The following is a 12,460-nucleotide window of genomic DNA, read 5'->3' as shown; positions in this document are numbered from 1 at the left end:
CCTGGCGCGCACCGCCAACGTACCGCTGCTGCTGGTCAGCTTCGACTATGGCAAGAAAGAACTACGCCTGGTCAATACGCTCATGCCGAGCGGCGACGTCGAGTGCGACATGGAAGCGATCCGCGCGGTCTACAAGGACGTGCAAGCCTTGCATCCCGAAGACGCCGCGCCGATCAAACTGAGCCCGCGCGACAGCGAAGAGCCGCGCCGCGAGCAAGCCTGATGCGGATCATCCGCTAGCTTCCCTAAAACTTCACCCCCAGCGCCAGCGACGCCGTATCCCGGTCGGCAGCCGGATGATACTGCCCGCCCCACGATGGGTTGTACCCGAACTCCGCCAGGTAGCGCTGGCGGTACTCGAACCGCAGGGCCAGCGCCACCGACTTGCGGCCTTCATTGAGCAAGAAGTCGCCCGACCACCCTTTCACGTCGTGCACGAACAGCAGGCTCGCGCTGCTGGTCAACTCCGGCAGCAGCGCCGGCAGCCGCGCATCGAGCCGCACCCGATAGCCCCACGAGCGCGGCGTGTTGTAGCCGCGCAGGCTGCACTGGCGCGCCGCGTTGCCGGTGGTGACGTTGCAGATGCCACCCACCGGCCCCACGCCGAAGATGTCGGCGCGCCCGTAGCGCAACAGCGCCGGATCGGGCAGGTCGCGCACATGCTTGCCCACCGCCTCCACCGTCGCCGCCAGCGGCACGCCGCCCATGGTCCATTCGTGGCGCGCGCCGACCTGCGCCTGCCACATCGCATACACGTCGTAGCCATGGAAGATGCCGCCCGCCGGCACCGCGTCGGCGCGCGCGCGCAGCAGCGCCGGCGCGCTGGCGTTCAGGAACGGCGGCAGCACGTCGCCCGGCGCCAGCATGAACGGCGTCTCGGGCCGGTACGACAGTTCGCCGTACAGCGTGGTCGGTCCGCGCTTGCGCGACAGGCTCAAGGCGCTGATGCGCAAGCCCTCGACGTATTCGGTGAAGTAGGCCATGTTGCGCCCGTCCGGGTCGCCGGGGACCAGCGCCGGCCCGCCGATCCGGGTGCTGCGCCGTAGCGACGGTAGTGCGGAGCGGGCGTTATAGCGCGCGTGGTACAGGCCGAGGTCGAGGTCGAGCGCCTTCATGCGCCAGGTGGCGCCGAAACCGAATTCTTGGGCTTCCGGTTTCGGTGTCGGCAAGCGCTTCTGATAGGCTTGCAACCCGATGCGGGCGCGGTCGCTGACCTGCGGCTGGCCGCTCATCACCCGGTCGCAGCCCTCGGCCAGATAGTCGCTCATCGACCACAGCGTGCCGCACAGGTCGATCGCTGTGGGCCGAAAGGCGCTCTGGTAATAGGCTTCGAACGCCAGCCCCGGCATCGCCTCGAGGCGGCCGAACAGCATCGGCCGCGGCACCACCGTCTCCTGCGGCACCGCGCCCGCGCGCCGCAGGCCCGGCAGGTCGCGCGGATTGAGCGCTTCCAGCCCGCCCTGGTTCAGGGTGCGCCCGCCCCAGTCGAGCGACTGGTGGCCGAGGCGCGCCAGCACCGGCACGTCGCCGACGCGCCAGGTACGGCCGACCCAGGCCTCGGACAGCGCCACGCCGTCGAAGCGCGCGCGGCGCGACGCGCCGGCATCGCTCAGCGGCGCGTCCGGCGCGTAGCCGTTGATCACATTGCCCCAGGGCCGGTCGTCATTCGCCAGGCCGACGTCGCGCCAGGCCTTGACCCGCAGCGCTGCCGACCATGGCCCCTCGCTGGCGCTCAGTTCGAACAATCCCTTCACGGCGCGCGAAGCCGCGTCCCAGCGCGCATAATTGGTGTTGGCGTCGTCGGCATTGCCGCCGCTGCCGAAACCGGACAGACCGATGGCGGACGCGTTGATGCCGGTGAGCAGATCGGGATCGCGGTCCTGGACCCGGATCACTTCGCCGTAGGTGATGCGCCCGCCGAACTTGACGTCGGCGCCCGAGGCGGCGCCCGCCCAGCCGATCAGCAGCACGGCAGTACCAGCGCCGGCGCGGCGCAGCAAGGTGGGACGGGTGCGGAGATGCGACGTCATGGTCTACCTCGTCTCGATCGGCCCCGGTGCGGATGCCGGCATTGTCTTGTAAATGCCGTGCCGAAAGATCGTAGTAGTCCTGTAACCCTTCGTCAATACAAAGGGGGTATTCCAGGCAAGCTTATGCCGCCGGCATAGTCGTCGCCGGTGCAGTCGCGGCCGGCGTGCCCGCCGCTGCCGATCCGGCCAGCTGGTCCCAGGCCATCGCCGCGCTCAGGAACACCTGGCCGCTCAGCGCCGGCAGCAGATCGCTGTCGCGCAGCCGGTCCATCACCGGCCCCTTCACTTCAGCCAAGTGCAGCACGACACCGCGCTGGCGCAGCGACGCGTTCAGTTCGCCCAGCCCGAACAGGGCCGAGGTGTCGATCGCGTTCACGGCCGACAGCACCAGCACCAGGTGGCGCGTGCCGGCATGTTCCAGCAATTCCTCGTCGATGCGCCCGTTTACCGCTTCCACATTGCCGAAGAACAGTCCGGCGTCGACCCGCATCATCAACAGGCCCGGCGTAGTCTCGGCCGAATAGCGGTCGATGTTGCGGAAGTGTTCGGTGCCGTGGATGCGTCCCAGCACCGCGATGTGCGGCCGGCTGGCGCGCCAGATCAGCGCCCCCATCGACAGCGCCACCCCGACCACCACGCCCGCCTCGACGCCCAGCACCAGCACCCCGCCGGCAGTCGCCAAGAGTGCGGCCGCATCGGCGCGGTCGTAGCGCCAGGCGGTGCGCAGGGTGGACAGGTCGAGCATGCCGAGCACGGCGACGATGATGGTCGCGGCCAGCGTCGGCAGCGGCAGCAAGGCCAGCCAGCCGGTCGGCGCCACCAGCGCCAGCGCCAGCAGACCGGCGGTGATGATGCTGGCCAGCTGGGTGTTGGCGCCGGCCGCGAAGTTCACCGCCGAGCGCGAAATGCTGCCGGTGACCGGGAAGCCGCCCGAGAGCGCACTGCCGATATTCGCCGCGCCCAGCCCCACCAGTTCGCTGTTGCTGACCAGCTTCTCGCCGCCGCGCTTGAGCGCCAGCGCCTGCGCGCCCGACATGCTGATCAAAAAGACCATGAAGCCGATCAGCAGCGCCGGCTGCAGCAGCGCCTGCCAGTGCGCATCGGAGGTGGCCAGGTTCAGGCCCGGCAGGCCGGACGGCACCGCGCCGGTGATCGCCACGCCCTGCCCGGCCAGATCGAGCCACGGCACCAGCGCGGTGGCGCCCAGCACCACGAACATCGGTGCCAGCTTGGCGCCGATATCGGCCGCCACCGGTTTCACCCGTAGCGCGCGCAGCAGCGGCGCCAGCCAGTGGCGCGCCGCCACCAGCAGCGCCAGCGAACCGAGTCCCAGCAGCGCGCTGGGCAGGTGCGGCGCATCCACAGGGCCGCCGATCAGGGGGCGCAGCTGGCCCCAGGCGATCACGATCGCCGAGCCGATGGTGAAGCCGCTCATCACCGGGCGCGAAAAGAAGTTGGCAAGGAAGCCGATGCGCAGCAGGCCGCAGGCCAGCAGCACCACGCCCGACAGCAACGCCAGTTGGGCCGCCAGCACGCCGTACAGGGCGTTGCTCGGCGCAGCCAGCGGTGCCAGGCTGGAAGCGGTCATCAGCGAGATGATCGCCATCGGCCCCACCGACTGGGTCGAGCTGGTGCCGAACAGCGCGTACAGCAGCGGCGGGACGATGCTGGCGTAGATGCCGGCCACCGGCGGCAGGCCGGCCACCAGGGCATAGGCCATGCCCTGCGGGATCATCATCATCGCGACCACGATGCCGGCGCTGATGTCGCCCGGCAGCGCGGCACGGCGGTACTGCCGCAACCACTGAAGCATCGGTAAGTCTGGCTCGATTGCCGGATTGGAAAGGCCGCTAGCGTAGCATATTTACCGCGCCGTGCTGCTGTGCCGGTCGGGGCCGGCCAGGATTACTGCATCGCCAGCTCGACGCAATTGCGCCCGGCGCGCTTGGCGCGCGCCAGCGCCGCGTGCACCCGCACCGCCAGCGAATCGCCGCTTTCCGATTCGCCCAGCTGGGCCACGCCGAGGCTGATGGTGACGTGATCGCACCCGGGAATCTCGACCTGCTCGATCGCCGCGCGCAGCTTCTCGGCCATCTTTAGGCCATCGACCGCGCTGGTATGCGGCGCGATCACCTGGAATTCCTCGCCGCCCGAGCGGATCAACACATCGCTCGAACGCAGCAGCGCGCGCGCCGTGTCGGCCACGGTGCGCAGCGCCATGTCGCCCACCGGGTGGCCATAGGTGTCGTTGACCACGCTGAAGCGGTCGATGTCGAACGCGATCAGCGCCAGCGGCAGGCGGTAGCGGCGTGCGCGCTTGATCTCGGCTTCCAGCAGCTGCTCGCCGTGACGGCGGTTGGCGACATCGGTCAGCGCGTCGACCGTTGCCAGGTGCGTCACGCGCGCCAGCAGGGCTTCGTTCTCGCGCGCCGCCTCGGCCATGCGCAGGCCGACGCCGGCCAGCCGGGCCAGCTGCTCCAGCGCGCTCAGTTGCGCATGCGAGAACGGGCGTGCATGGTCGAACAACAGCGACAGCGAACCGCGCGGCCCGCCCGGCCCCTCACCCGGGATCGGCACGCCCAGCACGCTGCGCACGCCGAAGGCGTCGAGGCGCTCGGCCAGCTCCGGCTCGCCCGCCTTGCCGGGAGCGTCGAGCAGCGTGAATTCGTCGGTCGTGGCGGCCAGCAGGCCGGGGAAAGCATGGCGCAGCGGCGACTGTAGCAGGCGCGCACCGGGTTTGAGCAGTGCACCCAGGCGCAGGCCCGGCAGGCCGTGTTCGGCTTCCAGATACAGGTCGCCGTCGCGATGCTGGAACAGCGCCGCATGCACCACGCCGGGCCAGCCGGCCAGCGCCGTGCACAGGCGCTCGGCGAAACGCTCGGCGTCGTCGGCGTCGAGCAGCGCTTCCTGGGCGGCGCCGTGCAGCGCCAGCAGACCGCGCATCTCTTCTTCGCCCGGGGTCGGCGCAGTACGTGGCGCAAAACCGGCGCGCAGGCGGGTGTCGAGCAGGGAGCGCAGCTGCTGCTCGCGCAGCGGGCCAATCGCGTAATCGATGGGACCGAAGCCCATCAATGCCTGCAGCCAGCCGGCATTGGTGAACGGGCACAGCACCAGCACCGGCGCCTGCACCGCGGCGCGCGCCGCCACCAGTGCACCCAGCGGTGCCAGGTCGAGGCCGATCTCGCAGCGCTCCAGGTCCAGGATCAGGAGGTCGGCCGATTCGCGTTCGAGCAGGCCGGCCGCCTGCTCGGCGCCGGCGGCCACGCGCAGCTGGGCGAACAGGCCGCCGCAGGCATGCTGGAAGTCGGCGCGGCGCTGGCCGACCGGATTGACGAACAGACCGGTGGCATGTTCGCGCGAGCCGCCCTCTTGATGCATCCTGGAATCTCCTGTTTTTCCTCCTGCGCAGTGTGCCATAAAACCGTGTTCCGGGTCGGCCAAGGGCGAAGTCCGCCGCTGTGTGTGGAAGCGCACCGTCGTCACGGCGCGTGCGTCCAATACTCTCCAGATCGGATGAACGTTTATGGGAGAAGCAGCATGACTCAGCAGGACGAATCGGCAAACAGCGTGGCAAACAAGCAGAAGGCAATCCAGAGCCAGCAAGACCAGGCGGACGCCTCCAAGCAAGACCAGCAAGGCGGCGAAGACCAGGCCGTGCAAACCGGCGTCAAGCAGCCGGAAACCCCGATGCCCGCCCAGCATCTGGCCAAGCCAGGCATCGAAGCCCAGATGGAACTGAAACCCAAATTCATGGCCGAGAAGTACAAGGGCAGCGGCAAGCTGGAAGGCATGAGTGCCATCGTCACCGGCGCCGACTCCGGCATCGGCCGCGCGGTGGCAGTGCTGTTCGCGCGCGAAGGCGCCGACGTGGCGGTGCTGTACCTGAACGAACACGAGGACGCCGAAGAAACCAAACGCTGCATCGAAGCCGAAGGCCGCCGCTGCATCACCATCTCGGGCGACGTCAAGGATGCCGCCTTCTGCAACGACGCGGTGGCGAAAGTGGTCGCCGAATTCGGCAAGCTGGACGTGCTGGTGAATAACGCCGCCTTCCAGGAACACGCCGACTCGCTGCTCGACATCACCGACGAGCGCCTCGACGAAACCTTCCGCACCAATATCTACGGCTACTTCCACATGGCGCGCGCCGCCCTGCCGCACCTGAAGCAAGGCTCGTCGATCATCAACACCGGCTCGGTCACCGGCCTGAAAGGCTCGAAAAAGCTGCTCGACTATTCGAGCACCAAGGGCGCGATCCACGCCTTCACCATGTCGCTGGCCTCGAGCGTGATCGAGCAAGGCATCCGCGTCAACGCCGTGGCACCGGGCCCGGTCTGGACACCGCTCAACCCGGCCGACCAGACCCCGGAACAGCTCAAGGAATTCGGCGCCAGCACCGACTTCAAGCGCCCGGCGCAGCCGGAAGAGCTGTCGCCGGCCTACGTGTTCCTGGCGTCGCCAGTGTGCTCGGGCTACATCACGGGCATCATCCTGCCGATCACGGGTTCGGTGGGCTGAGGCAAAACCAAAGCATCTGAAAGACGACGAGAGAGAGGAGACGCCATGGCGCGCAGCATGTGGAAAGGGGCGATCAGCTTCGGGCTGGTCCATATTCCGGTCGATATGTATCCCGCAGTCGAGAGCAAGGGGCTCGACCTCACCATGCTCGACCGGCGCGACTTCTCGCCCGTCGGCTTCAAACGCTACAACAAGAGCAACGGCAAGGAAGTGTCATGGGACGACATCGTCAAGGGTTACGAGTACGAGAGCGGCGAGTACGTGGTGCTGTCGGACGAAGATCTGCGCCGCGCCAACCCGGAAGCCACCCAGACCATCGACATCCAGGCTTTCGTGCAGGCCGAGGAAGTGCCGCTGATCTACTACGACCAGCCCTATTACCTCGCCCCCGGCAAGGGCGGTGCCAAGGTGTACGCGCTGCTGCGCGAGACGCTGCGCGAAGCCGGCAAGATCGGCATCGCGCGCGTCGTCATCCGCGTCAAGCAGCACCTGGCGGCGCTGGTGTGCGTGGGCGATACCATCGTCCTGAATACCCTGCGCTTCCCGGACGAGATGCGCGATCCGGATGAACTGAAGATCCCCTCGCCCAATTCCAAGACCGCCGCCGTCACCGTCAAGGAACTCAAGATGGCGATGGCTCTGGTCGAAGGCATGAGCGAGGACTGGGAGCCGGGGCAGTACCACGACACCTATCGCGAGGACGTGCTGGCGATGGTCAAGAAGAAGATCAAGGCGCGCCAGACCAAGACCATCACCGAGCCGGAACCGGAGAAGGAAAAACGCACCACCGGCAAGGTCATCGACCTGGTGGCGCTGCTGCAGGCCAGCCTTGGCAAGAAGCCGGCCAAGGCGGCGCTGGCGGCGATGGCGGAAGACGATGATGATGACGACGATGATCCGCCGCCACGCAAGTCGAAGAAGCCGTCGGAGGACGATGACGACGATGATAATGACGACGTCCAGGTGCCGCGCGGACGCAAGGCACCGGCACGTGCGCCGAGCCGGCTGAATGCCAGCGCCAAGTCGACCCGCGCCACGGCCTCGAAGTCGGCAGCGAAGCCTGCGGCCAAGGTAGCTGCCAAGCCGGCGGCGAAGAAGACCGCCACCAAGGCGGTTGCCGCCAAAAAGGCGCCGGCACAGCGCAAGAAAGCGGCGTGAGGATGGCGGAATTCATCGACTTCCTCCAGTGGCCGGCCATGCTGGTCACCCTGTTCGCGGCGTACCTGATCGGCTCGAAACGCGCCAAGCGGCGCGTGTTCGGGTTCACGATGTTCATACTCAGCAATATCCTGTGGATCATCTGGGGCTGGCACGACGGCGCCTGGGCACTGATCACCTTACAGCTGGCGCTGATGGCGATGAACATCCGTGGCATCTTCAAGAACGAGCACGCGAGCGAGGCCTAGCACGGTTCCGATTTTTCCGATTGTAAAATCGTGCTATTACAGTTTTTACTGATTTAAAATATCTATCAAAATCTATTGAATCCATAAAATCAATTAACTTTTCCTTTACCGAGTTGCTACGTAGAATCTCTTTCATTGAAGTTTCACACGCAATGAAGGAGATTCAGATGACCAACCCTCGCCTGACCACCGCTTCTGGTATCCCGGTCGCCGACAACCAGAATTCGCTCAGCGCCGGCCCGCGCGGCCCGCTGCTGCTGCAAGACTTCCACCTGATCGAGAAGCTGCAGCACTTCAACCGCGAGCGCATCCCTGAGCGCGTGGTCCACGCCAAGGGCTCGGGCGCCTACGGCATCTTCACCGTGACGCATGACCTGCGTGCCTTCACCAAGGCCAAGCTGTTTGACGAAGTCGGCAAGAAGACCCCGGTGTTCCTGCGCTTCTCGACCGTGGGCGGCGAAAAAGGCAGCGCCGACACCGAACGCGATCCGCGCGGTTTCGCCCTGCGCTTCTATACCGAAGAAGGCAACTGGGACCTGGTCGGCAACAACACGCCGGTGTTCTTCATCAAGGACCCGATCAACTTCCCGGACTTCATCCACACCCAGAAGCGCGATCCGCAGACCAACCTGAAGTCGGCCAACATGATGTTCGACTTCTGGAGCAACGCGCCGGAAAGCCTGCACCAGGTGACGATCCTGTTCTCGGACCGCGGCACTCCGGACGGCTACCGCCACATGGACGGCTTCGGCAGCCATACCTATAGCCTGATCAACGAAAAAGGCGAGCGTTACTATGTGAAGTGGCACTTCAAGACGCGCCAGGGCATCAAGAACCTGAGTGCGGCGGAAGCGACCCGCATCGCGGGCACCGACCCGGACCACGCCCAGCGCGACCTGTTCAATGCGATTGCCGCCAACGACTTCCCGCAGTGGGACGTGCAGGTGCAGATCGCCAGCGCCCAGCAACTGGCGGACTGGAGCCAGCGCACCGGCTGGAACCCGTTCGATCTGACCAAGGTCTGGCCGCACGGCGACTTCCCCAAGCTGCCGGTGGGCGTGCTGGAACTGAACCGCAATCCGGACAACTACCACGCCGAAGTCGAGCAGGCCGCCTTCTCGCCGGCCAATGTGGTGCCGGGCATGGGCTACTCGCCGGACAAGATGCTGCAAGGCCGCCTGTTCGCCTACCACGATGCCCAGCTGTACCGCGTCGGTACCAACCACCAGCACCTGCCGGTGAACGCCCCGCGCTGCCCGTTCCACAACCAGCAGCGTGACGGTTCGATGGCGATCGCCAACGGCGGCTCGGCGCGTAACTACTACACGCTGAACTCGGTCGGCGCCGGCGCTACCGGCATGGGCCATGGCGAAGGCGAGCTGGGGCTGGAAGGCAATGCCGGCCGCTTCGACTACCGCGGCGCCGAAGACGACTACACCCAGGCCGGCAATCTGTTCCGCCTGATGGACGAGCAGGCGCGTCAGAATCTGTTCGACAACCTGGCCGGGCCGCTCAGCCAGTGCGACCTGGATATCGTCGAGCGCCAGCTGCGTCACTTCGACAAGGCCGATCCGGCGTATGGCCGCGGCGTGCGCGCTTCGCTCAAGGCGTTGGGTCGCAACATCGATTAAGCATCACCCTCGAAGGTTCTCCACCTTTCCCTTTGCCGTCACCCCGGACCGCCAGTTCCGGTGTGGCGGCTTTTTTGTTTGCAACGCCAGATCGTCATGGCTCGAAGCCGATCGCTTTCATCGCCTTGGTGAGCGTCTTGGCGGCTTTCGCATAGCCCTCCCACGGCGCATTGCCTTCATCCAGCCGCGTGTGCACATTGGTGACGTTCCACTGCGTGCTCGATTTCAGGCCCTGCAGCTCTTCCCAGCGCAACGGCACCGAGATGCCCAGACCCGGCCGCACCCGCGCCGACCAGGCGCAGACGGTGGTCGCGCCCTGGCCGTTGCGCAGGTAGTCGATGAAGATCTTGCCGACCCGGTTCTTGGGGCCGCTCTTGAAGGCGAAGCGCTCGGGCAGCGTGGTGGCCATGTGGCGCACCACCGCTTGCGAGAAGGCTTTGATGGTATCCCAGTCGTAGCCATCCTTGATCGGCACCACCACGTGCAGGCCCTTGCCGCCGCTGGTCTTCAGGAAGGCCGGCAGCCCGAGCTCTGCGAGAAAGGCGCGCATCAAGAGCGCCGCTTCCTGCACCATCGGCCACTCGACGCCTTCGCCCGGGTCGAGGTCGAACACCATGCGGTTCGGCTTCTCGTAGGCGCCACCTAGGGCGTTCTGGGTGTGGAACTCGACCACGTTCCACTGCGACGCCGACAGGATGCCTTCGATACTGGCGATCTCCAGCATCGGCGGGTGATCCGGGTCGAGCGCCTGGTCCATATTGCGCACGCCCGGCATCTTGCCGACGTCGGCGTGCTTCTGGAAGAACAGCTCCTTGCCCACGCCTTCCGGCGCGCGCACCAGCGATACCGGGCGGCCCTTCAGGTGTTCCATCATCAGCTCGCCGACCAGCGCGTAGTAGCGGATCAGTTCAAGCTTGGTAGTGCCGGTTTCCTGATCGATGACGCGGTCGCCGTTGGTGACTTTCATCGTGGCCGGCATGCGGCTCGGCGCGTCTTCGGGTTCCTGTTTGGCTGCCGGTTTCACCTTCACCGCAGACTTCTTCGACGGCTTGGCTTTTTCTTCCACGACTTCATCAACATGGCGCGGACGTTCGCGCGTGATGCCCTTGGCCGGCTTGTCCTCGCGCAGGCCTTGGAACACCGGGTGGCGCACGGCGCCGGCGCTGGTCCATTCCGAGAAGCTGACTTCGGCCACCAGCACCGGTTTCACCCAGTGATGCTGGCGGCCCGGCACGGCGCGCGGCGGGAACGGGCTGTCATCGCTCCTGATCGCTTCCAGCCGCTCCTTGATCGCCGTGAGCGAGGAATGGTTGAAGCCCGAGCCGACGTTGCCGGCGTAACGCAGCACGCCCTCGTCGTCGTAGGTGCCCAGCAGCAGCGAGCCGATGCCGGTGCGCGAACCCTTGGGATCGGTGAAGCCGCCGATCACGAATTCCTGGCGCAGGCCGCATTTGAGCTTGATCCATTCGGGCGAGCGGCGCGACACGTAACGCGAGTCGCGGCGCTTTCCGATCACGCCTTCCAGGCCGATCTTGCAGGCGGCGACGACCAGTTCGTCCGGCTTGGTGCCGAATTCGCTGGAAAAGCGGATGCGGTCGGATTTCGATTTTGACTTGGTCCTGGCTTTCTCCAGCACCTGTTCGAGCAGCGTGCGGCGGTCGACCAGCGGCATCTCGCGCAGGTCGTGACCGTCGAAGTACGGCACGTCGAACAGGAAGAACACGATGTCTTCCGAGCGGGTTTCGTCGAAGGCCAGCTGCAGGCGGCCGAAGTCGGGCTTGCCGGTTTCATCGTGGACCACGATCTCGCCGTCGTACCAGCCGTCCGGCAGCTTGAGGCGCTCGAGTTCGCGCTTGAGCGACAGCAGGCGCTCGGTCCAGTCGTTGGCGTTGCGCGTGATCAGGCGCACCTCGCCGTTCTCGATGCGCGCCAGCATGCGGTAGCCGTCGAACTTGACTTCGAATACCCAGTTCTCGGGGGCGGGCGGCGGCGCGTCCACCAGGGTGGCGAGTTCGGGCGAGAATTTCTGGGGCAGCGCGACCTTTTCCATGACAGCCTCGGCTGCTTTCGCAGCCGGCTTCCTGGCGGCGCTCTTTTTTGCGGCCGGCTTTGCTGCCGCTTTCCTGGCCGGCGCCTTCTTCGCAGCGCCGCGCTTCGGTGCCTCCTCTTCTTCCTCCTCGCGCAACGCCTCGACCTTGCGCTCGGCCGGCGCCGGCATCGGCAGGCTCTTGACGCTGTCCGGCATCTCGTCGATCACCGAGAATTCTTCCGACGAGCGCGCGTATTCGTCCTTCTCCTTGATCAGCAGCCACGCTTCCTGCTTTTCGCCGCGCCCCTTCATGCGCACCAGCGCCCAGCGTCCGCGCATCTTGTGACCGTGGATCTCGAACTTGATGCTGCCCTTGGCAAAACCGGCGTGCGGATCTTCCAGCGGGGTCCAGGTACCCTTGTCCCAGATGATGACCTTGCCCGCGCCGTACTGCTTGGCGGGAATCGTGCCTTCAAAATCCGAGTAGGAAATCGGATGGTCCTCGACGTGCACCGCCATGCGCTTGTCGCGCGGATCGTAGCTCGGGCCTTTCGGCACCGCCCAGCTTTTCATGGTGCCGTCCAGTTCCAGGCGGAAGTCGTAGTGCAGGCGCGTGGCCCAGTGCTTCTGGATGACAAAGGTCAGCGCATCGAGGCCGGGGTCGCCGCCTTCGGCAGGCTCGCTGGTGATGGCGAAATTGCGTTTCGATTTATAGAGTTTGAGCGCGTCTGGCATGGCGGCACCTGTTCGTGACTCGACGGTTCTTGATCCGAGCCTTCAGCGTATTCCTGCAGCGGTCGCCGGACTGTACGGCAGCGAACGCAAAGTGTGGTCGAAAACGCAAAT

8 protein-coding genes and 1 pseudogene are annotated in these 12,460 nt (G+C 66.2%); 5 read left to right on the top strand and 4 right to left on the bottom strand.

Translation table 11 applies throughout. The features are described 5' to 3' along the window. Window positions 1-223: pseudogene (locus RTQ83_RS10900) on the top strand (glycerol acyltransferase); the annotation flags it as partial. Window positions 224-245: 22 nt separating this feature from the next. Here RTQ83_RS10900 and RTQ83_RS10895 read toward each other — a convergent pair. The 3 genes from RTQ83_RS10895 to RTQ83_RS10885 all read right to left on the bottom strand — a co-directional run bounded on the left by RTQ83_RS10895 (window position 246) and on the right by RTQ83_RS10885 (window position 5,408). Further along, window positions 246-2,030, bottom strand: coding sequence for a DUF1302 family protein (locus tag RTQ83_RS10895; protein WP_312514258.1), 1,785 nt, complete (start codon window positions 2,028-2,030; stop codon window positions 246-248). A gap of 121 nt (window positions 2,031-2,151) precedes the next feature. After that, a complete protein-coding gene (locus RTQ83_RS10890; protein WP_312514256.1) occupies window positions 2,152-3,843 on the bottom strand; it encodes a sulfate permease in 1,692 nt (563 codons plus the stop codon). A 92-nt stretch (window positions 3,844-3,935) separates the two neighbouring features. After that, window positions 3,936-5,408: a GGDEF domain-containing protein gene (locus RTQ83_RS10885; RefSeq protein WP_312514254.1), complete on the bottom strand. Its 1,473-nt coding sequence runs from the start codon at window positions 5,406-5,408 to the stop codon at window positions 3,936-3,938. 159 nt (window positions 5,409-5,567) lie between these two features. Between RTQ83_RS10885 and RTQ83_RS10880 the strand changes: the two genes are divergently transcribed. The 4 genes from RTQ83_RS10880 (at window position 5,568) to RTQ83_RS10865 (ending at window position 9,585) form a co-directional block, all read left to right on the top strand. Beyond that, window positions 5,568-6,548, top strand: coding sequence for an SDR family oxidoreductase (locus tag RTQ83_RS10880; RefSeq protein WP_312514252.1), 981 nt, complete (start codon window positions 5,568-5,570; stop codon window positions 6,546-6,548). Window positions 6,549-6,593: 45 nt separating this feature from the next. Next, complete coding sequence (locus tag RTQ83_RS10875) at window positions 6,594-7,706, top strand: Ku protein (protein WP_312514251.1); 1,113 nt, start codon at window positions 6,594-6,596, stop codon at window positions 7,704-7,706. 2 nt (window positions 7,707-7,708) lie between these two features. After that, entirely contained in the window at window positions 7,709-7,954 is a 246-nt protein-coding gene (locus RTQ83_RS10870) for a hypothetical protein (protein ID WP_312514249.1), read from the top strand. Window positions 7,955-8,121: 167 nt separating this feature from the next. Then, window positions 8,122-9,585 (top strand): catalase, encoded by a 1,464-nt coding sequence (locus RTQ83_RS10865; RefSeq protein WP_312514247.1) that lies wholly within the window; start codon window positions 8,122-8,124, stop codon window positions 9,583-9,585. 94 nt (window positions 9,586-9,679) lie between these two features. On the opposite strand, the gene ligD is transcribed toward RTQ83_RS10865, so the two are convergent. Further along, window positions 9,680-12,349 carry a DNA ligase D gene (gene ligD / locus RTQ83_RS10860; RefSeq protein ID WP_312514245.1) on the bottom strand — a complete coding sequence of 890 codons (2,670 nt, stop codon included), beginning with the start codon at window positions 12,347-12,349 and terminating at the stop codon, window positions 9,680-9,682. Between the last annotated feature and the right edge of the window lie 111 nt (window positions 12,350-12,460).

The organism is Massilia sp. (assembly GCF_031995545.1).
Taxonomy (GTDB): Bacteria; Pseudomonadota; Gammaproteobacteria; order Burkholderiales; family Burkholderiaceae_D; genus Telluria.
Note: the sequence above shows the minus strand (reverse complement) of the source record. Positions and strands in the feature narration are given on the sequence as shown.

What these genes read in the sequence shown, in the direction of transcription:
- RTQ83_RS10895 (WP_312514258.1), bottom strand. Translation starts at nt 2,030, where the DNA reads ATGACGTCGCATCTCCGCACCCGTCCCACCTTGCTGCGCCGCGCCGGC.
- RTQ83_RS10890 (WP_312514256.1), bottom strand. Translation starts at nt 3,843, where the DNA reads ATGCTTCAGTGGTTGCGGCAGTACCGCCGTGCCGCGCTGCCGGGCGAC.
- RTQ83_RS10885 (WP_312514254.1), bottom strand. Translation starts at nt 5,408, where the DNA reads ATGCATCAAGAGGGCGGCTCGCGCGAACATGCCACCGGTCTGTTCGTC.
- RTQ83_RS10880 (WP_312514252.1), top strand. Translation starts at nt 5,568, where the DNA reads ATGACTCAGCAGGACGAATCGGCAAACAGCGTGGCAAACAAGCAGAAG.
- RTQ83_RS10875 (WP_312514251.1), top strand. Translation starts at nt 6,594, where the DNA reads ATGGCGCGCAGCATGTGGAAAGGGGCGATCAGCTTCGGGCTGGTCCAT.
- RTQ83_RS10870 (WP_312514249.1), top strand. Translation starts at nt 7,709, where the DNA reads ATGGCGGAATTCATCGACTTCCTCCAGTGGCCGGCCATGCTGGTCACC.
- RTQ83_RS10865 (WP_312514247.1), top strand. Translation starts at nt 8,122, where the DNA reads ATGACCAACCCTCGCCTGACCACCGCTTCTGGTATCCCGGTCGCCGAC.
- ligD (WP_312514245.1), bottom strand. Translation starts at nt 12,349, where the DNA reads ATGCCAGACGCGCTCAAACTCTATAAATCGAAACGCAATTTCGCCATC.